Below are 25,263 nucleotides of genomic sequence, written 5' to 3'. Positions count from 1 at the left end.
GAGAGCCCCGCCGCTTTGGGAGGGTGTGGCGATCAGGCGGCCAGGGCCTGCACGCTGCGTATGCCGAGCCAGGTGAGGAACAGCGAACCGCCCAGGTGAGCCGTCGCCGTGAGCAGGGCCACGCCGAGCCGGCCTTCGAGGAGCATGGTGACCACTTCCGCCGAGAAGCTCGAGAACGTCGTGAGCCCGCCGAGAAAGCCGGTAACCAGCGCGAGCCGCCAGACCGGATCGAGGTTGGGCATCAACTGGAACGAAGCGATGGCCACCCCGATGAGATAGCCGCCGATCAGGTTGGCGGCCAGCGTGCCCCAGGGCATGAGCCCGCCGGCGCCAAACCAGAGCGCGAGGCCCCAGCGTCCCAACGCGCCGGCTGAGGCGCCAATGCAGATGGCAAGAATCGGAAGCAGCATGGGCCTATTGTCGGGGCACGCGAGGCGCTGCTTATGGCGCCATCTGCTGCGGCAGCCAGGTGACGAGTTGCGGCACGAAGTAGATGATGAGCACGGCCGCCGCCATCAGGAAGAACATGGGCAGCGTGACGCGCGCGATGTAGAGCAGGTCCTTCCCCGTCATGCCCTGCAGCACGAAGAGGTTGAAGCCCACGGGCGGCGTGATCTGCGCCATTTCGACCACCAGCACGATGAAGATGCCGAACCAGATCGGGTCGATGCCGGCAGCGGTAACCGTCGGCATGATGACGCCCATGGTGAGCACCACCATCGAGATACCGTCGAGGAAACAGCCCAGCACCACGTAGAACGCCGCCAGCATCACGATCAGCTGGAACTTCGAGAGCCCGAGCGAACCGATCCACTCGGCCAGGTGGCGCGGCAGGCCGATGTAGCCCATGGCGAGCGTGAGGAAGGCTGCGCCCGCGAGAATCAGCGCCATCATGCAGTAGAGCCGCGTGGCGCCGAGCAGCGCTTCCTTGAAGCTGTGCCAACTGAGCGAGCCCTGCGCGGCCGAGATGATCATGGCGCCCACGACACCCACCGCCGCCGCTTCGGTGGCAGTGGCAATGCCTGCATAGATGGAGCCAAGCACCGACAGGATCAGCAGCGCAACCGGAATCAGAGACAGCGAGGCCCGCAACTTCTCGACAAAGGGCAGCTTGGCATCGGCCGGGGGAATGCGGTCGGGGTGACGCAGCGCCCAGAACACGATGTACCCCGAGAACAGCAGCGCGAGCATGATGCCCGGGATCACGCCCGCGATGAACAGCCGCGCAATGGAGACGTCGGCGCTCACGCCGTAGACGATCATGATGATCGAAGGCGGAATCAAGAGGCCCAGCGTGCCGGCGCCGGCCAGTGTGCCGATGACCATGTCGTCCGGGTAGCCGCGCCGCTTGAGCTCGGGCAGGCTCATCTTGCCGATGGTGGCGCAGGTGGCCGCGCTCGAGCCCGACACCGCTGCGAACACGGCGCAGCCCACCACGTTGGTGTGCAGCAGCCGGCCCGGCAGGCTTTGCATCCACGGTGCGAGACCCTTGAACATGTCCTGCGAGAGCCGCGTGCGGAACAGGATCTCGCCCATCCATATGAACAGGGGCAGCGCGGTGAGCGTCCAGCTCGAGGCCGAACCCCAGATGGTCACGGCCATGGCATCGCCCGCGGGCCGCGACGAGAAAACCTGCATGGCGATCCATGCCACGCCGGAGAGCGTGAGGCCGATCCATACGCCGCTGCCAAGAATCAGGAAGAGCGCGGCAATCAGCAGGCCTGCAACGGCAATGTCACTCATGGCGCAGGGCCTCCGTTTCGACCGGCTTGGCCGGCCTTCCGCGCCACTCGATCACGAACTCGTCGAAGGCTGCAATGGCGAACACCAGCGCACCGACCGCCATCGAGAGCTGCGGCAGCCACAGCGGGGTGGCGTCGTTGCCGGTGGAGATGTCGTGAAAGTCATGGGACTGATACACCAGCCGCACGCTGTACCACGCGAACAGCAACGCGAGCAGGGCGCCTGCGCCCATGGCCCAGCGTTCGAGCCAGCGCTGCGCCGCCGGTGGCAGGTTCTGCAGTACCAGGGTGACGCGAATATGCTCGCCGCGCTTGAGCGTGTGCGCGAGTGCAAGAAAACCGGCGCCGGCCATCAGGTAGCCCGCATAGGCGTCGATGCCCGGCAGGTTGAAGTGAAGCTGCCGTCCGATCACGGAGAGCAGCACCATCACCAGCAGGCCGACCATGAAAAGCGCCGCCAGGGCGGCGGCGCTGTTGTAGAGAAAATCAAGCGTCTTGCGCATCGGAAGCTGTTCGGTGCTGCGTCACATCTTCTTGTAGGCGTCGACCACCGCCTGGCCGTCGGAACCGGCCTTTTCGATCCACTCCTTGAGCATGGTGTCGCCGACCTTCTTCATGTCGGACTTGAGCGCGGCGGAAGGCACATGCACCGTCATGCCGTTCTTCTTGAGCAGGTCGAGGTACTCGACGTTCTTCTTCTTCGAAATATCCCAGCCGCGCTTTTCAGCATCGGCGGCGGCCTTCAGCACGGCATCCTGCGTAGGCTTGTCGAGCGCGTCGAAGGCCTTCTTGTTCATGAGCATCGCGTTCTTGGGCAGCCAGGCCTGCGTGTCGTAGAAGTTCTTGATGTACTCATAGGTCTTGGTGTCATAGCCGGTGGAGCCGGACGACATGTACGACTCGATCACGCCCGTCGCCATGGCTTGCGACAGTTCGGCTTGCTGCACCGTGACCGGCTGTGCACCGACCAGCTCGCCGATGCGTGCGGTGGCGGGGCTGTAGGCGCGCCACTTCACGCCCTTGAGGTCGGCGGCGGAAGCGATTTCCTTCTTCACGAAGATGCCCTGCGGCGGCCAGGCCACGGCGTAGAGCAGCACGATGCCTTGTTCGGCCAGCTTCTTTTCGAGCACAGGCTTTTGCGCCTGATACAGCTTCCACGCGGCGTCGTAGCTGTCGGCCAGGAACGGGATGCCGTCGGCGCCGAACATCTGCCATTCGTTCTGGTAATTGACCAGCAGGATTTCGCCGAGCTGTGCCTGGCCGCCTTGCACCGCGCGCTTGATTTCCGGCGCCTTGAACAGCGAGGCGTTGGCGTGCACGGTGATCTTGAGCTTGCCGCCGCTGCCCTTGTCGACATCGCTGGCGAACTGGACGTTGTTCTCGGTGTGAAAGTTGCTCGCCGGGTAGGCGGTGGGCAGGTCCCACTTGGTTTGCGCGAAGGCTGCGGCGCCGAGGGTGAGGCCAGCGAGGGCAATGCCGAACTTGTGATTCATGAGCGCTCCGGAACGTATGAAAGTGAAAACGAAAGCGAGCATACGTGCAAATTCCGGGCCACCGCTGAGGCATTTCCCTGCCACGAGGGCTCGCGCGATGGCCGCATCTCCTGTTGCAGCGCACATAAAAAAGCCGCCCTGGCGGCGGCTTTGCTCGTTGCGTTGCCAGGGTGCCGCGAGCGCGGAACTGGCAAACAGGCCCTGAGATTTCGATCAGGGCTTGGCGGGCTTCGCATCGACTGCGGGGGCAGCGGCTGCCTTCACGGGCTTGGCGGTCTTGTCAGCCTTGGCTGCGGCCGGTGCGCTGGCTTGACCACCGAAGGCCTGGCCGTTGACCGTGAGACCTTCGGCCGACAGCTTCTCGGCCTTCTTTTCCTTCACGCCCTTGATGCGCTGCATGAAGTCGGGCCAGTCCTTGAACTCGCCTTCCTTGCGGGCGTCGAGGATGCGCTTGGACATTGCAGGGCCGACGCCCTTGATGCCGTCGAGATCGGCTGCCGTGCCCTTGTTGACGTCGACAGCGGCGAACGAGGCAACCGCAAACAGCATGGCCATGGCGGCCAGGATTTTCTTGAACATGATTGAACTCCCTGAATTGTTGATTTGACTGCGTGCCGACACAGGCGTCGGCTCGCGTTCAACGGGTTCAGGGAAAGGGGCGTTGACGGCTTTGCGCCCCGCGGGGCCGCCGGTCACCATTGTTCCGAAACATGTTCGGAATGTTGCTCAGAGTTCTTCGACGCGGCGCGGCGGGTAGCTGTCCCAAGCCTGGCAACCCGGACAGTGCCAGAAGTACTGGTGCGCCTCGAAGCCGCATGCGGCGCAGCGATAGCGCATCAGCGGACGGGTGGCCTGGTCGAGCGCGCGCTGCACTTGCGGATGAAACTGCTCATGCTCGAAGCGCTCACCGGCGAGCCAGCGCGAAGCGGCAACCAGCGAGGGCTGTTGGGCCAGATGCGCGATATAGCCGTCGCGCGGCGCGAGCGGCTGACCATCGGCCGCCGGAATGGCCGTGGTCGGCGAGCCGCCGAGTGCCATCAGCGCCTCGAGCACGTCGATCGACGGTGAATCGGCATAGCGCCGTTGCAGCAGCGCGAGCGCTTCACCTTCGCGGTGCGCGGAAACCGCGGCCTGCTGCAGCGCGGGGGCATACAAGGGTAGCGCGAGCGGGGCGGTGTCGCCCAGGGCAACGAGGGTGTCGAAGGCCGCGGCGGCTTCGCCGTTGCGCAACTGCAGCGTGGCGGAATCGATGGCCGGGCGCGGCGCCTGCGGAGCCAGCGCCACCGCCTCTGCGAGCAGCCGGCCCGCAGTGGCCAGATCGCCGGCCGCCACCTGTTCGGCGGCCTGTTCGCACAGATGATGAGCCCGGCGCGTGCTGTAGCTCGCCTGGTCGGACTCATCGAGTTTCTGCGCCACGTCGGCGGCCTGGGTCCATTCGCGCGAACGTTCGTAGATGGCCAGCAGCGAGAGCCGGGCTTCGTTCTCGTAGCGCGTGCCCTCGAGCTTTTGCAGCGCGGCTTCGGCGCGATCGAGCAGGCCGGCACGCAGGAAATCTTGCGCCAATGCGTGCTGCGCGCGCTCCCGGTCGCCGCGGCTCAGGTCGCCGCGGCCCAGCAGATGTTCGTGAACGCGCACTGCGCGCTGATATTCGCCACGTCGGCGGAACAGGTTGCCGAGCGCGAAGTGCAGTTCCTGCGTGTCGGGGTCGTTCTGCACGGCTTCGATGAAGGCATCGATGGCCTGGTCCTGCTGCTCGTTGAGCAGGAAGTTGAGGCCGCGGAAATAGGCCTTCGGGGCTTGCCTGTTTTCGAGCTTGAGCTGCCGGATGTCGAAGCGCGATGCGAGCCAGCCCAGCACAAAAGCGACGGGCAGGCTGATCAGCAGCCAGCTGGGATCAAAGTCCATGTTGACGTACGGCGGGAAGGTCGGTGGCGGAGATGGACGGGGCCGGCGCAGCAGCAGGCGCTGCCGCCGATCCGGTCGTGGCCGGGGTTTGCTGGGGCGCGGAAGGCTGTTGCGCCGCCGCGGCGGCACGGTGCTTCCACCATCCGGGCAGCATGCCGAGCGCACCCACCACGAGTCCGCCGGCGAAGGCTGCAAGCACGACAAGCACCAGCGGCGCGCGCCAGTGGGTGCCGAAGAAGAAATAGACGGTCGCGTCGTGCTGGTTGTTCAGCGCGAAGGCGAAAAGCGTAAAAAAAATGGCTGCCTTGAGCAGCCACAGGAGGTATTTCATAGCCATTCCCGTTGCCGGGAGCATTCTACGTTTGCATCATCCATGCGGATCAGGGCTTGCTGCTCCTGGCTTCCTTGCTGCCGCCGAGTTCGGCGGTCTTGGCGTCGACCGCTTCGCGCAGCGCCTTGCCCGGCTTGAAGTGCGGCACCCGCTTTTCGGGAATCTGAACGCTTTCGCCCGAACGCGGGTTGCGGCCGATGCGCGGCGGACGCCGGCTGACCGAAAAGCTGCCGAAACCGCGGATCTCGATGCGATGCCCGCGCACCAGCGCGTCGCTCATTGCGTCGAGGATGGTCTTGACGGCGTATTCGGCATCGCGGTGCGTCAGCTGCGCAAAGCGCGCTGCGAGTTCTTCGACGAGGTCAGAGCGGGTCATAGGCCAAACAAAAACGTGGACGAAAAAAAAAGACAGAGCGGCCCCAGGGCCTGCTCTGTCTTCTGGCTCAGCTTACTTGCTGTCGTTGTTGTCGAGCTTGGCGCGCAGCAGTGCGCCCAGGCTGGTCGTGCCCGCGTTTTCGCGTGCCGACTGCTGGCTCAGGTTGGCCATGGCGCCTTGTTCGTCGACCATGTCCTTCTGCTTGATCGACAGCTGGATGTTGCGGGTCTTGCGATCCACGTTCAGCACGATGGCAGTGACTTCGTCGCCTTCCTTCAGCACGTTGCGGGCATCTTCGACGCGGTCGCGCGAGATTTCCGAAGCACGCAGGTAGCCGAGGATGTCTTCGCCGAGGTCGATTTCAGCGCCGCGGGCGTCAACCGTCTTGACCTTGCCGGTCACGATCTGGCCCTTGTCGTTCACGGTGGTGAACGTGGTGAACGGATCGCTGTCGAGCTGCTTGATGCCCAGGCTGATGCGCTCGCGGTCGACGTCGACTGCCAGCACGATGGCTTCGACTTCCTGGCCCTTCTTGTAGTTGCGAACGGCGGTTTCGCCGGCTTCGTTCCACGAGAGGTCCGAGAGGTGAACCAGGCCGTCGATGCCGGCAGCCAGACCCACGAACACGCCGAAGTCGGTGATCGACTTGATCGGGCCCTTGACGCGGTCGCCGCGCTTGGTGTTTTGCGCGAACTCTTGCCACGGGTTGGCCTTGCACTGCTTCATGCCCAGGCTGATACGGCGCTTGTCTTCGTCGATTTCGAGGACCATGACTTCGACTTCGTCGCCCAGCGAGACGATCTTGTTCGGAGCGATGTTCTTGTTGGTCCAGTCCATTTCGGAAACGTGCACCAGGCCTTCGATGCCGGGTTCGAGTTCGACGAACGCGCCGTAGTCGGCAATGTTCGTGACCTTGCCGAACAGGCGGGTCGATTGCGGGTAGCGGCGCGAAACGCCCATCCACGGGTCGTCGCCCATTTGCTTGAGACCCAGCGAGACACGGTTCTTCTCGGTGTCGAACTTGAGGATCTTGGCGGTGATTTCCTGGCCGGCCTGAACGACTTCGCTCGGGTGGCGGACACGGCGCCAAGCCATGTCGGTGATGTGCAGCAAGCCGTCGATGCCGCCGAGGTCGACGAACGCACCGTATTCGGTGATGTTCTTGACGACACCGCGCACGACTGCGCCTTCCTTCAGGGTTTCCATCAGCTTGGCGCGTTCTTCGCCCATGCTGGCTTCGACCACGGCACGGCGCGACAGCACGACGTTGTTGCGCTTGCGGTCGAGCTTGATGACCTTGAATTCCATGGTCTTGTTTTCGTACGGCGTCAGATCCTTGATCGGACGCGTATCGATCAGCGAGCCCGGCAGGAATGCGCGGATGCCGTTGACGAGCACCGTGAGGCCGCCCTTGACCTTGCCGCTGGTGGTGCCGGTGACGAAGTCGCCGGATTCCAGGGCCTTCTCGAGCGCGAGCCACGAGGCCAGACGCTTGGCGGTGTCGCGCGAGAGGATGGTGTCGCCGTAGCCGTTTTCAACGCTGCCGATGGCAACGGAAACGAAATCGCCGGCCTGGACTTCGAGTTCGCCCTTGTCGTTCTTGAACTCCTCGATCGGCACGTACGCTTCGGACTTGAGGCCAGCGTTGACGACGACGTGGTTGTGTTCGACACGCACGACTTCGGCCGTGATGACCTCGCCGGTGCGCATTTCGGAACGCTTCAGGGATTCTTCGAATAGGTCGGCAAAAGATTCAGACATTTATGGTTCCTTCCGTCAGGCAGGGTTGGCAGGCGCTCATGCGAAATTGCGTGCGGCTGCTGTGGGTCTGGAGACGGCGGTTTTGTGGGCTTTTTGGATATAAACCCGGGTTGGTTGAACAACCAGCCGGCCGGTGCGCTGTCGCGCGAGAAGAGCCTGCTGGAGCGGTATGCGCCACCCGGAACACCCAGCTGGCGCGAGCCTTCAAGCGGACTTGAAAGGCTGTACTTGCTGCCACCAGGTCAACACCGTATCGATCGATTGCTCGATGGACAGCTGGGAGTTGTCGAGGTGGCGCGCATCCTGCGCCGGCTTGAGAGGTGCAACGCTGCGGGACGAGTCCCGGGCGTCGCGCGCTTCCAAGTCGGAGCGAAGACTGTCAAGTGTAGTCGAAATACCCTTTGAAATCAACTGCTTATGCCGGCGCTCGGCCCGCTGGGCGGCGCTGGCCGTCAGGAACACCTTGAGCTCTGCGTCGGGGAAGATCACGGTGCCCATGTCGCGCCCGTCGGCCACCAGGCCCGGAAGCTGCCGAAACCGTTGCTGCAGGGCCAAAAGGGCCTCTCGCACCCCGGGAAGCGTGGAAACGCGGGAGGCGTCCATGCCCGCGGCTTCGGTGCGGATTTCATCGCTCACGTCTTCGCCGGCCAGCAAGACCTTGCCTTCGGCAAAGTGCAGGGGCAGGGTGCGCGCCATCGCGGCAATCTGCGTCTCGTGCTGCGAATCGGCGCTGAGACCGGCGCGCCGCATGGCCAGGCCGGTCACGCGGTAGAGAGAGCCGGAATCCAGGTAGTGATAGCCCAGCAGGCGCGCCACCTCGGCGGCGAGCGTGCCCTTGCCGGAGGCGGTGGGGCCGTCGATGCAGATCACGGGTATTTCCGTGGCCTCGGCGACCGAGAACAGGGTTTCGAAGTAGTCCGGGAAGGTCTTCGCGACGCAATGCGGCTCGAGAATGCGCACCGGCACCCGGGCCGGGTTGAACGCCGCGAGCGAGAAGCACATTGCCACGCGATGGTCGTCGTAGGTGCGGATGGCGGCAGCCTGCCAATCGGCCGGCGCGAGCGGATGCACCCGGATGAAATCGGGGCCGGATTCAACGGTGGCGCCGAGCTTTCTCAGCTCGTTGGCCATGGCGTCGATGCGATCGGTTTCCTTGACCCGCCAGCTCGCAATGTTGCGCAAGGTGCTGGGCCCGTCGGCATAGAGCGCCATCACGGCCAGCGTCATCGCGGCATCGGGAATGTGGTTGGCGTCCAGGTCGATGGCCTTGAGCGGCCAGGCGCCGCGGCGCACTTCGAGCCAGTTGGGCCCGCTGTCGACCCGCGCGCCCATTTGCCGGGCTGCGTCGATGAAGCGGATGTCGCCCTGGATCGAATCGGCGCCGACGCCTTCGATCCGTATGCCGTCGCGGTCCGAACTGCCGGCGGCAATGGCCCCGAGCGCTATGAAATAGCTGGCGGAGGACGCGTCGGCCTCGACGTGGATATCGCCCGGCGAGCTGTAGCTGCTGCCGGCCGGAATGGTGAAGCGCTCCCAGCCGTCGCGCCGCACCGTGATGCCGAAGCGCGCGAGCAGGTTCAGCGTGATCTCGATGTACGGCTTGGAGATGAGTTCGCCCACCACCTCGATGACGATGTCCTTGCGGGCGGCGAGCGGCAGCGCCAGCAGCAGGGCGGTGAGAAACTGGCTCGACACATCGCCCCGCACGCGGATAGGCGCATCGAGCACCAGCGCGCCGTGATCGACCGGGCTGATGCGCAGCGGCGGGTAGCCAGGGTTGCCGAGGTAATCGATGCGGCAGCCGAGCTGGGTCAGCGCATCGACTAGATCGCCGATCGGCCGCTCATGCATGCGCGGCACGCCGCTCAGTTCGAAATCACCGCCGAGCAGCGACAGTGCCGCGGTCAGCGGGCGCATCGCGGTGCCGGCATTGCCGAGGAAAAGCGGAAGCAGCTGGCCTTTGGACTTCAGTTGCCCATCGATGCCGGTCACGCGCAGCGTGCTGCCCGCGGCGTCGATGCCGCAGCCCAGCGCGCGAAGCGCATCGAGCATCACGCGGGTGTCGTCGGAATCGAGCAGGTCGTGGATGGTGGTGGTGCCGCTCGCGAGCGCCGCCAACAGCAGCACGCGGTTCGAAATGCTCTTGGAGCCCGGCAGCTGAACGGTGCCCGCGGCCGACGCCAGCGGGGGGATGTCGAGGAATGCCGTCGAGAACATGTCAGGAGTCCTGGGACGCGTCGGTGTTGGGCTGCCAGGCGGCGCGCGCCTTGCTGGCGGCGGCAATCGACTGTTCCAGCGCCTGGGCGTCGGCGGCGCCCATCAGCGCCTCGAGGTCCAGCAGTGCCTTGCGGAAGGCCTGCGACTGCAGCAGCACCTGCTCGCGGTTGGCGAGCAGCACGTCGCGCCACATCACCGGGTCGCTGGCCGCAATGCGCGAGAAATCGCGAAAACCGGGTCCGGCCAGGCTCAGGAAGCGGTCGCCCTGCGGCTGCGCGATGAGAGCGTTGACGTAGGCAAAGGCCAGCAGGTGCGGCAAATGGCTCACGGCGGCAAAGGCACTGTCGTGCTCTTCGTGCGTCATGGTGACCACGTTGGCACCGATACCGCTCCAGACCTGGGAAGCCCGTTGCACGTTCGAGCGCAGCGTCGCCTTCACAGGCGTCAGCACGACCTTGCGGCCGGTGTAAAGCGAAGCCTCGGCATGTTCGATGCCCGACACCTCCTTGCCGGCGATCGGGTGGGCCGGAACGAAGTTGGCGAATTGGCTTTGCAGGCCGTTGCGTGCGGCTTCGATTACGTCGCCCTTGGTCGAACCCACGTCCATCACCAGCGTGTCGTTCGAAATGCCGTGACGGATGGCCCGGAAGGTCGCTTCCGAGGCTGCCACCGGCACTGCAAGCAGCACGATGTCGGAGCCCGAGACCGCGAGCAGCGCGGAGGGTGCCACCACGTCGATCACGCCGAGCTGGCGGGCCCGTTCGGTGGTGGAGGGCGACTTGCTGTAGCCGACCACCCGTTTCACAAGCTTTGCGCGCTTGAGCGCAAGCGCAAAGGAGCCGCCCATGAGGCCGCAGCCGATCAATCCCAGTTGCTCGAACATGGTGCGCGTCCGGCTCAGGCTTTGACGGGATAGGCGCCAAGCACCTTGTAGAAGGCGCAGAGGCCGCGCAGTTCGGCCAGTGCCGCGGCCACGTTGGGCTGCGAAGGATGGCCGTCCAGGTCGATGTAGAAGTAGTACTCCCACTGGCCGGTGCGCGCGGGGCGCGACTCGAAACGGGTCATGGACACGTTGTTGAGCTTCAGCGGCACGAGGAGGTCGTGCACGGCGCCGGGGCGGTTCGGCACGGAAACGATCAGGCTCGTGCAATCGCGCCCCGAGGCCGGCGGCATGGCGAGCGTCTGCGGCAGGCAGATCACGGAGAAGCGGGTGCGGTTGTAAGAGTCGTCCTGGATGGCATGCGCAACGATGTGCAGGCCGAAGCGGGTGGCGGCGCGTTCGCCCGCCAATGCGGCCCAGGCCGGGTTGGTGGCCGCGAGCCGCGCGCCTTCGGCATTGCTCGAAACGGCGCGCCGCTCTGCGTTGGGCAGGTGCTTCGAAAGCCAGGTCTGGCACTGCGCGAGCGCTTGCGGATGGGCGAGCACCGCTTCCACCCCGTCGAGCGTGTTGCTGCTGCGCAGGAGGTGGTGTCGCACCAGCAGGCTGACCTCACCGACCACGTGGGTGGGCGAATGCAGGAACAGGTCGAGCGATCGCGTGACGACGCCTTCGGTGGAGTTTTCGACACCCACCACGCCATATTGGGCGCTGCCGGCCGCCGTGGCGTGAAACACCTCGTCGAAGCTGGCGCAGTAGATGAGGTCGGCGGCGCCGCCGAAATATTCGATGGCGGCCTGCTCGCAGAAAGTGCCCTCGGGGCCAAGAACGGCAACGCGCTGCGGCGATTCGAGCGCCAGGCAGGCTGACATGATCTCGCGCCAGATGGCCGCCACGTGCAGGTCCTTGAGCGGACCTCCATTGCTCTTTTGCATCTTCTCGATGACCTGCGCCACGCGATCGGGCCGGAAAAACGGCGTGCCTTCGCGCTTCTTGACCTCGCCCACCAGTTCTGCCACGTGGGCCCGCTCATTGAGCAGGCTGAGCAGTTGCTGGTCGAGCGAATCGATCTGCACGCGCAGACCGGCAAGGCTTTCGGAGTTGTCGGGAGAAGAGGGCGGTGTAGGAGCGGAGGCGGTCATCGGTGCGAGCAGCTGGGCATGCGCCTAGGCATGCGATCGCTCGAATTCTCGCATGTAGCTCACAAGTGCCTGTACGCCTTCCAGCGGCATGGCGTTGTAGATGCTCGCACGCATGCCGCCGACCGACTTGTGGCCCTTGAGCTGCAGCAGGCCGGCTTCCCGGGCGCCGGCCAGAAAGGCGTCGTTGCGGCTTTCGTCGGCCAGGAAGAAAGGCACGTTCATGCGCGAGCGGCAGCTCGGGTCGATCTTGTTGAGGTAGAACGAAGAAGCGTCGATGAAGTCGTACAGCAGCCGGGCCTTGGCGATGTTGCGCTGCTCCATGGCAGCCACGCCCGTGAGCCCGCCCTCGGTCTGCTGCAGCAGCCACTGGAAAGTGAGCCCGGCCATGTAGATGCCCCAGGTCGGCGGGGTGTTGTACATGGACTTGTTGTCGGCCACGATCTTGTAGTTGAACGCGCTCGGGCAGATTTCGAGCGCATGGCCGAGCAGGTCGTCGCGCACGATCACGAGCGTGAGGCCGGCCGGCCCGAGGTTCTTTTGCGCGCCGCCGAATGCAAGGCCGACACGGCTCCAATCGACGCTGCGCGAGGCCACGTGCGACGAAAAGTCGATGACCAGCGGCGCGTTGCTGCCAAGGGCCGCGAGGTCGGGCAATTGCTGGAACTCGATGCCGTTGATCGTCTCGTTGGTGCAAAGGTGCACATACGAGGCGTCCTGGCTCAGCTGCCAGGTCGAGGGATCCGGCAGCCTGGTGTGATGGTCGCCGGCGTTGCTTGCGGCGACGTGCGCAGTGCAATAGCGCAGCGCTTCTTTCTGGGACTTGATGCTCCAGCTGCCGGTGATCACGAAGTCGGCGGTTTTGCCGCGCGACAGGTTCATCGGCACGATGGCGTTTTCGCCCAGCCCGCCACCCTGCATGAACAGGATGTGGAAGTGTTCAGGCACAGCCAGCAGCGTGCGGATGTCGGCTTCGGCCTGGGTGCAGATCGCGCCGAACTCCTTGCCGCGATGGCTCATTTCCATCACGCTCATTCCGCTGCCCTGCCAGTCGAGCATTTCGGAGGCGGCGCGTTGCAGCACCGCCTCCGGCATGGCGGCCGGACCTGCGGAAAAATTGTACGGACGCGTGCCAGCGGGCTTGGGCTGCTGCTGCTCTGTCACGTCACTTCTTGGCGGGAGCCTTGGCCGGGGCCTTGGCGGGAGCGGCGCCTTGCTGGCCGCCGGTGGGCGCACCCAGTGCCTTGGCCACGTTTTCGTCGAGCGCGCGCATCTTCGGTTCGATGGTGGCGCGCGTTTCGGTCACGAGCTTTTCGGTCAGAGCGGTCTGCATCTTGGGGTTGAGGTCCTGATACTTCTTGCTGAGCGGCGAGTTGATCCAGGCCAGCAGCTGCTTGAGTTCGTCTTCGGTGAAGTTCTGCTCCAGCAGCGGAGTCAGGGCCACGGGCGCCAACTGCACGGCCTTGTCGCGCACGATCGGGTAGGCGTCGTCGAAGTACTTCTTGAGTTCGGCGTCGGCGGCCTTGGCGGCCGATTCGCGCTTGGCTTCGGGCACCTGCGTTTGCAGGTACTGCGAGCCGGCCTGTGCAATCGGGGAGCTCGATTGTTCGACCAGGCCGCGTGCCAGCGACTCGATGCCGGGGCGCTGCACGTCGATGAACTGCTTGATGAGCGCAGCTTTGTCCTGGGCCATGGCGGCCATCGAGCTGCCAGCCAGGGCGACGGTCAGAAGTGCGAGCTTGAATTTTTTCACTGAGGGTTCTCCGTTGAAGATGTGGAAGTATCGTCTGCGCCAGGCTCGATCTCGCCGTTGGCGTCGTTCTCGACGATACGCTGTAGCCCGCTTAGTTTGGCGCCTTCGTCGAGCCCGATCAGCGTGACGCCTTGCGTTGCGCGACCTAGTTCACGAATCTCGGCAACACGTGTGCGCACAAGCACGCCCTTGTCGGTGATGAGCATGATCTCATCGTCCGCATGCACGAGGGTGGCGGCAACGACCTTGCCGTTGCGCTCACTCTGTTGAATCGCAATCATGCCTTTGGTTCCGCGGCCATGGCGGGTGTACTCGGTAATGCTTGTACGCTTTCCGTAACCATTTTCCGTCGCGGTGAGCACGCTTTGCTGCTCGTCCTCGGCCACCAGCATGGCGATGACGCCTTGCCCCGGGTCGAGCGACATGCCGCGCACGCCGCGCGCGTTGCGGCCCAGCGGACGCACGTCTTCTTCGTCGAAGCGCACGGCCTTGCCGCCGTCGCTGAACAGCATCACGTCGTGCTTGCCGTCGGTCAGCGCGGCGCCGATGAGGTAGTCGCCTTCGTCGAGGTTCACGGCGATGATGCCGCCCTTGCGGGGGTTGTTGAATTCGTCGAGCGTGGTCTTCTTGACCGTGCCCATCGAGGTGGCCATGAACACGTACTGGTCGGCCGGGAAGTTGCGCTTCTCGCCGGTGAGTGCGAGCGCCACGTTGATCTTCTCGCCTTCCTGCAGCGGGAACATGTTGACGATGGGGCGGCCCCGAGAGCCGCGGGAGCCCGCCGGCACCTCCCATACCTTGAGCCAGTAGAGCCGGCCGCGGTTGGAGAAGCACAGGATGTAGTCGTGCGTGTTGGCAATGAAGAGCTGGTCGATCCAGTCGTCTTCCTTGGTCACGGTGGCCTGCTTGCCGCGCCCGCCCCGCTTTTGCGCGCGGTACTCGTTCAGCGGCTGGCTCTTGATATAGCCGCTGTGCGAAAGCGTGACCACCATGTCGGTCGGCGTGATCAGGTCTTCGGTGGAGAGATCGTAGGCGCTGTGTTCGACCAGGCTGCGGCGCGCGCCGAGCTTGGACTGGCCGAACTCCTGCTTGATGGTGCCAAGCTCTTCGCCAATGATGACCGAGACGCGTTCGGGCTTGGCCAGGATGTCGAGCAGATCGTCGATCTCGGCCATGACCTCCTTGTATTCGGCAACGATCTTGTCCTGCTCGAGGCCAGTGAGGCGCTGCAGGCGCATCTGCAGAATTTCTTGCGCCTGGGTTTCCGATAGGCGGTAAAGGCCGTCAGAGCCCATGCCGAATTCGCGCTCCAGGCCCTCGGGGCGGTAGTCATCCGCATTCACCACGCCGCCGTCTGCGCGCGAACGCGTGAGCATCTCGCGCACCAGCTTGCTGTCCCAGCTGCGGGTCATCAGCTCCGCCTTGGCCACCGGAGGCGTCGGCGCGTTGCGGATGATCGAGATGAATTCGTCGATGTTGGCCAGCGCCACCGCCAGGCCTTCGAGCACGTGGCCGCGCTCGCGGGCCTTGCGCAGCGTGAACACGGTGCGACGTGTGACCACTTCGCGGCGGTGCTGCAGGAAGACCTCGATCAGGTCCTTCAGGTTGCACAGCTTGGGCTGGCCGTCGACCAGCGCCACCATGTTGATGCCGAAGGTGTCCTGCAGCTGCGTCTGCTTGTAGAGGTTGTTGAGCACCACCTCGGGCACTTCGCCGCGCTTGAGTTCGATCACGAGGCGCATGCCCGACTTGTCGGACTCGTCCTGAATATGGCTGATGCCTTCGATCTTCTTCTCATGCACCAGCTCGGCCATGCGCTCCTGCAGCGTCTTCTTGTTGACCTGGTAGGGGAGCTCGTCGACGATGATCGCCTGGCGCTGGCCGCGGTCGATGTCCTCGAAGTGGCACTTGGCGCGCATGACCACCTTGCCGCGGCCGGTGCGGTAGCCGTCTCTCACGCCGTTGATGCCGTAGATGATGCCGGCCGTCGGGAAGTCGGGCGCCGGCACGATTTCCATCAGCTCGTCGATGGTGGCCTGCGGATTGCGCAGCATGTGCAGGCAGGCGTCCACCACCTCATTGAGATTGTGCGGCGGAATATTGGTGGCCATGCCCACCGCAATACCGCCAGAGCCATTCACCAGCAAATTAGGCAGTTTGCTCGGCAGGACCTTCGGTTCTTTTTCGGAGCCGTCGTAATTGTCTTGAAAATCGACCGTTTCCTTGTCGATATCGGCCAGCATTTCGTGCGCAATTTTTGCGAGCCGGATTTCCGTATACCGCATTGCGGCCGCGTTGTCTCCGTCGACCGAGCCGAAGTTACCTTGTCCGTCCACCAGCATGTGGCGCATGGAAAAATCCTGCGCCAGCCGCACGATGGTGTCGTAGACCGACTGGTCGCCGTGCGGGTGGTACTTACCGATCACGTCGCCCACGATGCGGGCAGACTTCTTATATGCACGGTTCCAATCGTTGTTGAGCTCGTGCATGGCGTACAGCACGCGCCGGTGCACGGGCTTGAGGCCGTCGCGGGCATCGGGAAGCGCTCGGCCCACGATCACGCTCATGGCGTAATCGAGATAGCTGCTGCGCATTTCCTCTTCAAGACTGATGGGCAGGGTTTCTTTGGCGAAGGAGGTCATGAGCGAGAGGCTGGCAGCGGAAGGCGGAATTTTACGCTGTGAGGGGTGTCGTACCGCCGCAACACAAGGCCGCTATTCCGCCTCCGTCCTACGCTTCCGGAGGGCGCTGCAGCCTGTTTGCCAAAGACCCTATGGCACAATCGCCTCAACGTTTTGGGTGGTGGTCACTTAAAGCGTCCTTGATTCGCAGCGCGGCTGCGGCTTTTTCCCCAAGAGGAGAACCATGAAGAAACTGAATAAAGTGGCGATGATGTTTGCAGTCGCTGCGCTCGCCACTGCCGCCGGCGCGCAGACCCGTGTCACCGCTGCGAATGGCGGTCCTACGATCGACAACTGGCAAAACGGCACCGGCGAACTGGTTTGGAAGAACGGCACGAACGAACTGTGCTGGCGTGATGCCAACTGGACGCCGGCTACCGCCGCCGCCGGTTGCGACGGTGCTCTGGTTCCGGCAGCTCCCGCTGCAGTGGCTCCCACCCCGGGCGCACCGGCTCCTACGCCTGCTCCTCAAGTCGCTGCTTCGAAGGTTACCTTCGCTGCTGACGCATTCTTCGACTTCGACAAGTCGGTTCTCAAGCCTGAAGGTCGCGCCAAGCTGACCGACCTGGTCTCGAAGATCCGTGACGTCAACCTGGAAGTGATCATTGCCGTGGGTCACACCGACTCGATCGGTTCTGACTCCTACAACCAGCGTCTGTCGGTGCGTCGCGCCGAAGCCGTGAAGGCCTTCCTGGTCTCGCGCGGCATCGAACGCAACCGCGTCTACACCGAAGGCAAGGGCGAGAAGCAGCCTGTTGCGGACAACCGCACCAAGGAAGGCCGCGCCAAGAACCGCCGCGTGGAAATCGAAGTGGTCGGCACCCGCGCCACCCGCTGATTCGATTGAATCGCTAAAAAAAACCCCGCCTCGGCGGGGTTTTTTTATGCCTGTCGAATTCTTCTTGGCCGTTCCCCGGTGTCATTCGGCGGCCTATCGTGCATTCTCCGTTTCATAATCACGGCATGACAGATCATGTGAATGCCGATCCGGCGGAACTCGCCAAGTTTTCCGAGCTGGCCCATCGCTGGTGGGATTTGGACAGCGAATTCCGCCCGCTCCACGAAATCAATCCGCTTCGCCTGGAATGGATTGACGGTATTGCGCCGATTTCGCAGCGCAAGGTGCTCGATATTGGCTGCGGTGGAGGAATCCTCGCCGATTCGATGGCCCGAAAAGGCGCTGACGTGCTGGGCATCGACCTGGCGAGCAAAGCGCTCAAGGTTGCCAAGCTGCATGCGCTCGAGGCCGAAACGAAGGGCGTCAAATACCGCGAAGTCAGTGCCGAGGCATTGGCCGCGGAGCAACCGGGCAGTTTCGACGTCGTGACCTGCATGGAAATGCTCGAGCATGTGCCGGAGCCCGCTTCGATCGTTCAGGCTTGTGCCACCTTGGTCAAGCCTGGCGGCTGGGTGTTCTTTTCCACCATCAACCGCAATCTGAAGTCCTTCATGCTGGCGATCGTCGGCGCCGAATACGTCCTGGGCATGTTGCCGCGCGGCACGCACGAGTATGCAAAGCTGATCCGGCCCAGCGAGCTTGCAGCCCATTGCCGCGCCGCCGGGCTCGATTTGCGCCATACGCGAGGGATGGAGCACAACCCGTTGACGCGGCGCTACTGGCTCAGTGGGGACACCAGCGTCAACTATATGTTCGCAACGCAAAAACCGGCCTCGGCGACGGGATCCCAGGCGTGACGGGCGCAGCAGTGCAAGCCGTGCTGTTCGACCTGGACGGCACGCTGATCGACAGCGCCCCCGATCTGGGCGCTGCAGCCGACAAAATGCGTACTGACCGCGGCCTCGAGTCATATCCGCTGGAGCGTTACCGCTACATGGCGGGCGCCGGCGCGCGGGGCATGCTCGGCGTGGCCTTCGGCATCACACCCGACGCGCCGGAATTTCCGCAGATGAGGGAAGAGTTCTTCGTCGCCTATGAAAACCGCATGCTGCTCAACACGCATGTGTTCGACGGCGTCCAGGCGCTCATCGACGCGATCCGCGCGCGCGGGTTGGCGTGGGGCGTGGTCACCAACAAGTCGGCAAGGTTTACCGATCCGCTGACCCGTGCCATTCCTCTTTTCGAGAGCGCGGGCGCTATCGTGAGCGGCGATACGACGCCGTTTTCCAAGCCGCACCCCGAGCCCTTGCATGAAGCGGCACGCCGGCTTGGAATCCCGTCGAGTGCCTGCATCTATGTGGGAGACGATGAGCGCGACATCATCGCGGGCCGCGCCGCAGGCATGAAAACCGTGGCGGCAACCTATGGCTACATGGGGCCGCAGTCCGACGCCACCCTCTGGGAAGCGGATGCCGCAATATCTTCGCCCATGGAGCTCTTGCAGTTTCTCAACCCGGCCTAAAATACGAGTCTTGGGGCTGCACTGGTTTCGACGTGGGTTCGGAATCGCAGCGGGGCATGTCGAGCTGAATGCGCTCGTAAAACAGATTCAAACAAACTAACTGCAAACGACGAACGTTTCGCACTCGCTGCTTAATTGCCAGTGAGCCTTGCAACAGTTGGCCGATGGGCTGGGCAAGGGGGTCTGGAGCAATTCTGACCTCCCGGCTGCAAGGATAATTACATGGGCTGGCTCCGATCCGGGTACCTTGGGTCGGGGCGAGAAAATAGGGTGCTGGCGTCCGGTTTAGCGTGTGACTGCGCGACTCCGGAAGCGAGACTTAAATCAGATCACTAAACATGTAGAACTGCGCGATGAAGGCTTGCGGACGGGGGTTCAAATCCCCCCAGCTCCACCATTCATCACAAAAAAGCCAACCTTCGACAGGTTGGCTTTTTTTTGCCTGGGCGCAGGGCTATAGTCAGCGGGCGCTGTCACGCCGCCATCGCTGTCTGCTCCTCGCAAAGGGCATCGCTGCCCGTCTCGACCCAAAAAGGACGCCATGCCCGATTCACTGACTTCGACTCTCACCAGCTACTACGACGAGGTGCCCTACGAGTCGCATCCGTTCCCGCAGACCGCTGTCGAGCACCTGGAGGCCCTCGCCTTCCTGTTTGGTCTCGAGACGCCGCCACCGGCAAAGGCGCGAGTGCTCGAACTCGGCTGCGCGGCGGGCGGCAACCTGATCCCGTTCGCGGCGCGCCATCCCGAAGCAAGCGCCCTGGGCCTCGACCTTTCGAAGGTGCAGGTGGAACAGGGCCTCACGGCCATTTCTCGCGCCGGATTGCCGAATGTGGAGTTGCGGGCGTTCAATCTCGCGGAGGTCGATGCCTCGTTCGGCCAGTTCGACTACATCATCTGCCACGGTGTCTACAGCTGGGTGCCCGGGCCGGTGCAGGAGGCGATCCTGCGCGTGTGCTCCGAGAACCTCGCGCCCAACGGCGTGGCTTATGTCAGCTACAACGTCTACCCAGGCTGGAAGGCGAGGGAGATCGTGCGTGACGCGATGATCCTGCGCGGCGCTCCGCGTGACACGCCCGAAGAAAAGCTGTCCTATGCGCGCGGCATGCTCGAATTTCTCGAACAGTCGGCCCGGCCGGACAGCGTTCTGAAGAAAACGCTCGAGGAGACGATGCCCATCGTGCGTGGCTCCAGCGGCTATTACCTGCTGCATGAGTTTCTCGAGCCCTGCAACGCGCCGTGCTACTTCAAGGAGTTTGTGGCGCGTGCCGAGGCGAACGGCCTCAGCTACCTGGCAGACGCGGAACCTTCGACGATGTTCGTGCAGAACTACGGAGAGAAGGTCCGCGAGCCGCTGCTGCGCGAATGCGGCGGCAGCCAGATTCTCATGGAGCAGTATCTCGACTTCCTGGTCAACCGCACTTTTCGCCAGTCCTTGCTGGTGAAGCAGGGCCGCGCTGCCGATATCCGTTACCGGCTCGACCCGGCCAGGATTCGAAGCCTCGAGTTCGCGGGCGTGTTCGCCGCCGAGGACGGCACTGCATTGACGCTCGATGCACGCGAGCAGTCTTGCAATGCGCTGCGCAACCTGAAGGTCACGCTGCGCCTGCCGGTGCACAAAGCCGCGGCCCAAGCGCTCGACGCGAACTATCCGGCCAGTCTGTCGCTGGAGGCGCTGATTGCCTCGGTTCTTGCCGCAACGGGCGAGAACCGCACCTCGGTCGAACCCATCATGATGTCGATGCTCGAGGAATTGCTGATACTCGGCGCCGTTCGGATCCGGCGCACGCCGGTGCGGGCCGCAACGCAGGTGTCCGCGCTGCCGCTGGCGTTGCCGTCCGTGCGCACCGCGCCGGGCCTGGCGCTGTCCGCCGGAAGCTCAGCCACGGTCTGCAACCAGTGGCATGAATCCATGGGCCTCTCCGCGCTGGAGCGCTGCCTTCTGCCGCTGCTCGATGGCAAGCATTCGCACGACATGCTGGCGGACTATCTCGCGGCCGAGGTGCGCGCCGATCGCCTGCGCTTCGTCCACAACGACAAGCCGCTGACCGATCCCTCCGCGCTGAAGGAATTCGCGCTCAAACAAGTGGAGCTCGGGCTGAGCGACCTGCGGCGCAAGGCGCTGCTCGTTGCCTGACGGGCTTGCGCTGGCCGTTTCTCACCACCGAATTCAAGAAGGGTTTTCTTCATGCAGCAATTCCCCTGGACTCCGACATTGCGCGCCGCCGTCGCGGCCGCGCTCGTGCTCACGGGCGCAGGCGCTTCGCACGCCGCATCGCAGGCGCCCGTTGCGGCCGAGCACGGCATGGTCGTGAGCGCGCAGCATCTGGCCACCAAGGTCGGCGTCGACGTTCTCAAGCGCGGCGGCAACGCCGTCGATGCGGCGGTGGCCGTGGGCTATGCGCTGGCCGTGGTGTATCCGGCGGCCGGCAACCTGGGTGGCGGCGGCTTCATGACGGTGCAGCTCGCCGACGGACGCAAGACCTTTCTCGACTTCCGCGAGAAAGCGCCTCTTGCCGCGACGGCCAACATGTACCTCGACAAGGACGGCAACGTCATCAAGGGCCTGAGCACCAACGGCCACCTGGCCGTGGGCGTGCCGGGCACGGTCTCGGGCATGGAATACGCGCGCGAGAAATACGGCACCATGAAGCGCGCCGACCTGATCGCGCCTTCGATCCAGCTGGCCGAAAAAGGCTTTGCGCTGGAGCAGGGCGACATCGACATGCTGCGCACCTCCACCAACGACTTCAAGAAAGACCCGGTCTCCGGCGCCATCTTCCTGAACAAGGGCGAGCCCTTCGCAGTCGGTCAGAAGCTGGTGCAGAAAGACCTCGCCAAGACGCTGCGCGCAGTCAGCGCCAAGGGTGTCGATGGTTTCTACAAGGGCTGGGTGGGGCAGGCGATCGTGGCCTCCAGCCAGGCCGGCAAGGGCATCATCACCCAGGCCGATCTCGACCAGTACAAGACGCGCGAGCTCGCACCGGTCGAATGCGACTATCGCGGCTATCGCGTGGTGTCGGCGCCGCCGCCGAGTTCGGGCGGCGTGATCATCTGCGAAATGCTCAACATCCTCGAGGGCTATCCGCTCAAGGACCTGGGCTTCCGATCGGCCGAGGCCGTGCACTACCAGATCGAGGCCATGCGCCACGCGTATGTCGATCGCAACAGCTACCTGGGCGACCCGGACTTCGTGAAGAACCCGCTCGATCGTCTGCTCGACAAGGGCTACGCCGAGAAGATCCGCGCGGCCATCGATCCCAAGAAGGCCGGCGTCTCCAAGGACATCAAGCCCGGCGTTGCGCCGCACGAAGGCAGCAACACCACGCACTATTCCATTACCGACCAGCAGGGCAATGCGGTGTCGGTCACCTACACGCTGAACGACTGGTTCGGCGCCAAGGTCACCGCAGACAAGACCGGCGTGCTGCTGAACAACGAGATGGACGACTTCACCGCCAAGATCGGCGTGCCCAACATGTACGGACTGGTGCAGGGTGAGGCCAATGCCATCGCCCCGGGCAAGCGTCCGCTGAGTTCGATGAGCCCGACCATCGTCTCGAAGGACGGCAAGCCGGTGTTCGTGGTCGGCACGCCGGGCGGCAGCCGCATCATCACGGCGGTGCTGCACACCATCCTGAATGTGGTCGACTACGGCATGAACGTGCAGGAAGCGGTCGATGCGCCGCGCTTCCACCAGCAATGGCTGCCTGACGTGACCAACGTCGAGACCTTTGCCATCAGCCCCGACACCCGCAAGATACTGACCGACATGGGCCACAACCTGGGCGTGCCGCAGCCGGCCAACCACATGGCGGCGATCATCGTGGGCGCGCCGTCGCTGGGCGGCAAGCCGGTGGGCACCAACCGCTTCTATGGCGCCAACGACCCCCGCCGCAACACCGGCCTCGCCGCCGGCTACTGATCCTGCAAACTCGGGCGGTCGTGCCACTCTGGCGCGGCCGCCTTTTTCATTTCCATGCACCTGCAAGACATTCTTTATTCCCAAGGCTTCGGCACGCGGCGCGTGTGCGCGGGGCTGATCCAGCAAGGCCACGTGACCATCGGCGGTAAAACCGCCGACGACCCCTTCGACGACCTCGATCCCGAAGGCCTGCTCTTTACCGTCCAGGGCACCGAATGGGCGTATCACGAGAAGGCCTACCTGATGCTGCACAAGCCGGCCGGAACCGAGTGCTCGCAAAAGCCTTCCACCTACCCGAGCATCTACACGCTGCTGCCGTCGCCGCTGCGTCTTCGCCCGAACAAGGGCGCGGTGCAGGGCGTGCAGGCCATCGGCCGGCTCGACCAGGATACGACGGGGTTGCTGTTGCTGACGGACGACGGCCAATTCATCCATAAGATGGGCTCGCCCAAGCACCATGTTCCCAAGGTCTACGAGGTCACGGCCAAGCACCCGGTGGACGCTGTGCAGATCGAAAAACTGCTGGCCGGCGTGGTGCTCGACGACGACCCGAAGCCGGTGCGAGCGGCCGCCTGCGCGTCGGACAGCCCGCTGCATCTGCGGCTGACGCTCACCGAAGGCAAATACCACCAGGTCAAGCGCATGCTGGCGGCCGTGGGCAACCGGGTCGAAGGGTTGCACCGCTCGCGCATCGGGCAACTGGCGCTGCCCGAAGACCTGGCACCCGGCCAGTGGCGATGGCTCAGCGCCGAACAGGTTGCGGCGTTGCGTGCAAAAACACCGGGATAGCGCATCGGAGGCTCTGCCGGTCAGCCGGCGGTCGGGTCGGGCCGTTGATAATCGAAAGCACTCTTTCGGAACTTCCCCTTGCGATTTCTTGCCCGACCGAACGGCCGCCTCGCGGCTTGCCTGTTTTCTTGCCTGACGGTCTGGGTGGCACAAGCCGCCGCCGCTGCGCCCGCGGAGCCCCCGCCCATCTTCGTGCTCAATTCGCTCGACGCCAGCGTCAGCGTGATCAATCCGGTCGACTGGACTGAAAAGCAGCGCATCGCCACCGGCAAGGAGCCGCACCACATCTACATGACGCCCGACGAAAAGTCGGTCATCGTGGCCAATTCGGCGGGCGACTCGCTGACTTTTCTCAACCCGAGAACGGCCGAAGTGCAGCGCGTGGTCTACGGCATCATCGATCCGTACCAGCTGCAGTTCTCGCGCGACATGAAGTGGTTCGTCACGGCGGCCAACCGGCTCAATCACGTCGACGTCTACCGCTGGGACGGCAAGGACCTGAAGCTCGTCAAGCGCATTGCCACCGGCAAGACGCCCAGCCACATCTGGATCGACAACACCAGCACCGTCGCCTACGTGACGATGCAGGACAGCGACGAGCTCATCGCCGTCGACCTGCCGACGCAGACCATCCGCTGGCGCACCACCACCGGCGCCATGCCGGCCGACATCTTCGGCGTGCACAACGACAAGACCCTGCTCGTGGGCCTCACCGGCAGCGACGGCGTGCAGGTGTTCGACGTGGCGGGGCCCGCGCCCAAGCTGGTCGGCAAGATCCTGACAGGCAAGGGTGCCCACGCCTTCCGTTCGGCCGGCGACGGCAAGAGCGTCTTCGTGAGCAACCGCGTGGCCAACACCATCAGCCGGATCGACCTGGCGACGCTCAAGGTCAGCGCCACCTACGCCGTTCCGGGCGGCCCCGACTGCATGGATGTGTCCGCCGACGGCAAGACCCTGTATGTGACCTCGCGCTGGGCCAAGAAGCTCAGCGTGATCGACCTGGACAGCCAGAAGGTCGTTCGCCAGGTCAATGTCGGCCGTTCGCCGCACGGCGTCTGGACCCTGGCCCATGCGAAAAGAATCTGAACGGGTTCCATCGGCAAGCCGGCAAGGCCGGTTCCGCGGTGTTCCAGGCGTTGTCTTCGCTGTCGCGTGTGCCGCCATGCCGGCTGCCTGGGCGCAGGGCGCTTCGTGCGAAAAGCCGGTCTACCTGACCTTCGACACCGGCCACATGGGCGTTGCGCCGCTGGTGGCCGACGTGCTCAAGCGCCAGAACGTGCGCGTTACCTTCTTTGCCGCCGCCGAGCGCACCCAGACCGATGGCGACAGCCTCGACAGCCACTGGGCGCCATGGTGGAAGGCGAGGGCGGCGGAAGGCCACGAATTCGCCTCGCACACCTATGACCACGCGTACTGGCGCGGCGACCTCAAGGGCGTGGCGCCGAGCTTCCGCATCAAGCCCTCCGCGGGTGCCCTTGCGGGCCGCGAGTTCACCTGGAGTGCGGCCGAGTACTGCGCCAACATCGGCAAGGCGTCCGATCGGCTGGCCGTCATCACCGGCAAGAAGCCGCTGCCCCTGTACCGGGCGCCGGGCGGCAAGACCTCGCCCCGGCTGCTCGCCGCAGCCAAGGCCTGCGGCTACGAACATGTGGGATGGTCGCCGGCCGGCTTCCTGGGCGACGAGTTGCCGAGCGAGAAGTTCAGCAACGAAAAGCTCCTGGCGCAGGCGCTGGAAACCATCCGCCCCGGAGACATCCTGCTGGCCCATCTGGGCATCTGGTCGCGCAAGGACCCGTGGGCGCCGGCCAATCTCGAGCCGCTGATCGTCGGCCTCAAGGCCAAGGGCTTCTGCTTCGAAACGCTGCGCCAGCATCCGCAATACCGCGCCTGGATCGCATCCCACCCTTGAGGCTG

At 64.3% G+C, this 25,263-nt stretch carries 23 protein-coding genes and 1 other RNA gene; 9 read left to right on the top strand and 15 right to left on the bottom strand.

Features of this window, described 5'->3' with window-relative positions:
* Positions 1–32: 32 nt before the first annotated feature.
* The 15 genes from crcB to gyrA form a co-directional block, all read right to left on the bottom strand.
* Positions 33–410: a fluoride efflux transporter CrcB gene (gene crcB, locus EJI00_RS11020; RefSeq protein ID WP_126747505.1), complete on the bottom strand. Its 378-nt coding sequence runs from the start codon at positions 408–410 to the stop codon at positions 33–35.
* Positions 411–441: 31 nt separating this feature from the next.
* A complete protein-coding gene (locus EJI00_RS11015; protein ID WP_126747504.1) occupies positions 442–1,743 on the bottom strand; it encodes a TRAP transporter large permease in 1,302 nt (433 codons plus the stop codon).
* Positions 1,736–2,245: a TRAP transporter small permease gene (locus EJI00_RS11010; RefSeq protein ID WP_126747503.1), complete on the bottom strand. Its 510-nt coding sequence runs from the start codon at positions 2,243–2,245 to the stop codon at positions 1,736–1,738. Before EJI00_RS11010 ends, EJI00_RS11015 begins: the two co-directional genes overlap by 8 nt.
* A 21-nt stretch (positions 2,246–2,266) precedes the next feature.
* Positions 2,267–3,235 carry a TRAP transporter substrate-binding protein gene (locus tag EJI00_RS11005; RefSeq protein ID WP_126747502.1) on the bottom strand — a complete coding sequence of 323 codons (969 nt, stop codon included), beginning with the start codon at positions 3,233–3,235 and terminating at the stop codon, positions 2,267–2,269.
* 213 nt (positions 3,236–3,448) lie between these two features.
* Entirely contained in the window at positions 3,449–3,814 is a 366-nt protein-coding gene (locus EJI00_RS11000; protein ID WP_126747501.1) for a ComEA family DNA-binding protein, read from the bottom strand.
* 147 nt (positions 3,815–3,961) lie between these two features.
* Positions 3,962–5,140, bottom strand: coding sequence for a lipopolysaccharide assembly protein LapB (gene lapB / locus EJI00_RS10995; RefSeq protein ID WP_126747500.1), 1,179 nt, complete (start codon positions 5,138–5,140; stop codon positions 3,962–3,964).
* Positions 5,130–5,471: a lipopolysaccharide assembly LapA domain-containing protein gene (locus tag EJI00_RS10990; RefSeq protein WP_126747528.1), complete on the bottom strand. Its 342-nt coding sequence runs from the start codon at positions 5,469–5,471 to the stop codon at positions 5,130–5,132. Before EJI00_RS10990 ends, lapB begins: the two co-directional genes overlap by 11 nt.
* Before the next feature lie 49 nt (positions 5,472–5,520).
* A complete protein-coding gene (locus EJI00_RS10985; protein ID WP_126747499.1) occupies positions 5,521–5,847 on the bottom strand; it encodes an integration host factor subunit beta in 327 nt (108 codons plus the stop codon).
* Between the two features lie 72 nt (positions 5,848–5,919).
* Positions 5,920–7,608, bottom strand: a complete 1,689-nt coding sequence (gene rpsA / locus EJI00_RS10980; protein WP_126747498.1) for a 30S ribosomal protein S1 — start codon at positions 7,606–7,608, stop codon at positions 5,920–5,922.
* A gap of 204 nt (positions 7,609–7,812) precedes the next feature.
* Positions 7,813–9,825: a bifunctional 3-phosphoshikimate 1-carboxyvinyltransferase/cytidylate kinase gene (locus tag EJI00_RS10975; protein WP_126747497.1), complete on the bottom strand. Its 2,013-nt coding sequence runs from the start codon at positions 9,823–9,825 to the stop codon at positions 7,813–7,815.
* 1 nt (position 9,826) lies between these two features.
* Complete coding sequence (locus EJI00_RS10970; RefSeq protein WP_126747496.1) at positions 9,827–10,708, bottom strand: prephenate dehydrogenase; 882 nt, start codon at positions 10,706–10,708, stop codon at positions 9,827–9,829.
* Positions 10,709–10,722: 14 nt separating this feature from the next.
* Complete coding sequence (gene pheA / locus EJI00_RS10965; protein ID WP_126747495.1) at positions 10,723–11,844, bottom strand: prephenate dehydratase; 1,122 nt, start codon at positions 11,842–11,844, stop codon at positions 10,723–10,725.
* A gap of 24 nt (positions 11,845–11,868) precedes the next feature.
* Positions 11,869–13,005, bottom strand: coding sequence for a 3-phosphoserine/phosphohydroxythreonine transaminase (gene serC / locus EJI00_RS10960; RefSeq protein WP_126747494.1), 1,137 nt, complete (start codon positions 13,003–13,005; stop codon positions 11,869–11,871).
* Between the two features lies 1 nt (position 13,006).
* Positions 13,007–13,594: a DUF2059 domain-containing protein gene (locus EJI00_RS10955; RefSeq protein ID WP_126747493.1), complete on the bottom strand. Its 588-nt coding sequence runs from the start codon at positions 13,592–13,594 to the stop codon at positions 13,007–13,009.
* Positions 13,591–16,236 (bottom strand): DNA gyrase subunit A, encoded by a 2,646-nt coding sequence (gene gyrA / locus EJI00_RS10950; RefSeq protein WP_126747492.1) that lies wholly within the window; start codon positions 16,234–16,236, stop codon positions 13,591–13,593. The genes EJI00_RS10955 and gyrA overlap by 4 nt, the downstream gene beginning before the upstream one ends.
* A gap of 223 nt (positions 16,237–16,459) precedes the next feature.
* On the opposite strand from gyrA, the gene ompA reads away from it, so the two are divergent.
* The 9 genes from ompA (at position 16,460) to EJI00_RS10905 (ending at position 25,258) form a co-directional block, all read left to right on the top strand.
* Positions 16,460–17,113 (top strand): outer membrane protein OmpA, encoded by a 654-nt coding sequence (gene ompA / locus EJI00_RS10945; protein ID WP_126747491.1) that lies wholly within the window; start codon positions 16,460–16,462, stop codon positions 17,111–17,113.
* A 125-nt stretch (positions 17,114–17,238) separates the two neighbouring features.
* Entirely contained in the window at positions 17,239–17,970 is a 732-nt protein-coding gene (gene ubiG, locus EJI00_RS10940) for a bifunctional 2-polyprenyl-6-hydroxyphenol methylase/3-demethylubiquinol 3-O-methyltransferase UbiG (RefSeq protein WP_126747490.1), read from the top strand.
* Positions 17,967–18,635, top strand: coding sequence for an HAD-IA family hydrolase (locus tag EJI00_RS10935; RefSeq protein WP_126747489.1), 669 nt, complete (start codon positions 17,967–17,969; stop codon positions 18,633–18,635). The genes ubiG and EJI00_RS10935 overlap by 4 nt, the downstream gene beginning before the upstream one ends.
* Before the next feature lie 12 nt (positions 18,636–18,647).
* Positions 18,648–19,032, top strand: a transfer-messenger RNA (tmRNA) gene (ssrA, locus tag EJI00_RS10930).
* 144 nt (positions 19,033–19,176) lie between these two features.
* Complete coding sequence (locus EJI00_RS10925; protein ID WP_126747488.1) at positions 19,177–20,772, top strand: class I SAM-dependent methyltransferase; 1,596 nt, start codon at positions 19,177–19,179, stop codon at positions 20,770–20,772.
* A 51-nt stretch (positions 20,773–20,823) separates the two neighbouring features.
* On the top strand, positions 20,824–22,560 hold the full coding sequence (gene ggt / locus EJI00_RS10920; protein WP_126747487.1) for a gamma-glutamyltransferase: 1,737 nt from the start codon (positions 20,824–20,826) through the stop codon (positions 22,558–22,560).
* Between the two features lie 54 nt (positions 22,561–22,614).
* The gene (locus tag EJI00_RS10915) at positions 22,615–23,349 is read left to right on the top strand and encodes a pseudouridine synthase (protein WP_126747486.1); all 735 of its coding nucleotides are present in this window, start codon (positions 22,615–22,617) and stop codon (positions 23,347–23,349) included.
* A gap of 78 nt (positions 23,350–23,427) precedes the next feature.
* The gene (locus EJI00_RS10910) at positions 23,428–24,435 is read left to right on the top strand and encodes a YncE family protein (protein WP_126747485.1); all 1,008 of its coding nucleotides are present in this window, start codon (positions 23,428–23,430) and stop codon (positions 24,433–24,435) included.
* Between the two features lie 76 nt (positions 24,436–24,511).
* Positions 24,512–25,258, top strand: a complete 747-nt coding sequence (locus EJI00_RS10905; RefSeq protein WP_126747484.1) for a polysaccharide deacetylase family protein — start codon at positions 24,512–24,514, stop codon at positions 25,256–25,258.
* Positions 25,259–25,263: the final 5 nt, after the last annotated feature.

It is taken from the genome of Variovorax sp. DXTD-1 (assembly GCF_003984625.1).
Classification (GTDB): domain Bacteria; phylum Pseudomonadota; class Gammaproteobacteria; order Burkholderiales; family Burkholderiaceae_C; genus Variovorax.
The sequence above is the reverse complement of the archived record's forward strand: the minus strand, read 5'-3'. Positions and strand labels throughout refer to the sequence as shown.

What these genes read in the sequence shown, in the direction of transcription:
- crcB (WP_126747505.1), bottom strand. Translation starts at nt 410, where the DNA reads ATGCTGCTTCCGATTCTTGCCATCTGCATTGGCGCCTCAGCCGGCGCG.
- EJI00_RS11015 (WP_126747504.1), bottom strand. Translation starts at nt 1,743, where the DNA reads ATGAGTGACATTGCCGTTGCAGGCCTGCTGATTGCCGCGCTCTTCCTG.
- EJI00_RS11010 (WP_126747503.1), bottom strand. Translation starts at nt 2,245, where the DNA reads ATGCGCAAGACGCTTGATTTTCTCTACAACAGCGCCGCCGCCCTGGCG.
- EJI00_RS11005 (WP_126747502.1), bottom strand. Translation starts at nt 3,235, where the DNA reads ATGAATCACAAGTTCGGCATTGCCCTCGCTGGCCTCACCCTCGGCGCC.
- EJI00_RS11000 (WP_126747501.1), bottom strand. Translation starts at nt 3,814, where the DNA reads ATGTTCAAGAAAATCCTGGCCGCCATGGCCATGCTGTTTGCGGTTGCC.
- lapB (WP_126747500.1), bottom strand. Translation starts at nt 5,140, where the DNA reads ATGGACTTTGATCCCAGCTGGCTGCTGATCAGCCTGCCCGTCGCTTTT.
- EJI00_RS10990 (WP_126747528.1), bottom strand. Translation starts at nt 5,471, where the DNA reads ATGAAATACCTCCTGTGGCTGCTCAAGGCAGCCATTTTTTTTACGCTT.
- EJI00_RS10985 (WP_126747499.1), bottom strand. Translation starts at nt 5,847, where the DNA reads ATGACCCGCTCTGACCTCGTCGAAGAACTCGCAGCGCGCTTTGCGCAG.
- rpsA (WP_126747498.1), bottom strand. Translation starts at nt 7,608, where the DNA reads ATGTCTGAATCTTTTGCCGACCTATTCGAAGAATCCCTGAAGCGTTCC.
- EJI00_RS10975 (WP_126747497.1), bottom strand. Translation starts at nt 9,825, where the DNA reads ATGTTCTCGACGGCATTCCTCGACATCCCCCCGCTGGCGTCGGCCGCG.
- EJI00_RS10970 (WP_126747496.1), bottom strand. Translation starts at nt 10,708, where the DNA reads ATGTTCGAGCAACTGGGATTGATCGGCTGCGGCCTCATGGGCGGCTCC.
- pheA (WP_126747495.1), bottom strand. Translation starts at nt 11,844, where the DNA reads ATGACCGCCTCCGCTCCTACACCGCCCTCTTCTCCCGACAACTCCGAA.
- gyrA (WP_126747492.1), bottom strand. Translation starts at nt 16,236, where the DNA reads ATGACCTCCTTCGCCAAAGAAACCCTGCCCATCAGTCTTGAAGAGGAA.
- ompA (WP_126747491.1), top strand. Translation starts at nt 16,460, where the DNA reads ATGAAGAAACTGAATAAAGTGGCGATGATGTTTGCAGTCGCTGCGCTC.
- ubiG (WP_126747490.1), top strand. Translation starts at nt 17,239, where the DNA reads ATGACAGATCATGTGAATGCCGATCCGGCGGAACTCGCCAAGTTTTCC.
- EJI00_RS10925 (WP_126747488.1), top strand. Translation starts at nt 19,177, where the DNA reads ATGCCCGATTCACTGACTTCGACTCTCACCAGCTACTACGACGAGGTG.
- ggt (WP_126747487.1), top strand. Translation starts at nt 20,824, where the DNA reads ATGCAGCAATTCCCCTGGACTCCGACATTGCGCGCCGCCGTCGCGGCC.
- EJI00_RS10915 (WP_126747486.1), top strand. Translation starts at nt 22,615, where the DNA reads ATGCACCTGCAAGACATTCTTTATTCCCAAGGCTTCGGCACGCGGCGC.
- EJI00_RS10905 (WP_126747484.1), top strand. Translation starts at nt 24,512, where the DNA reads ATGCCGGCTGCCTGGGCGCAGGGCGCTTCGTGCGAAAAGCCGGTCTAC.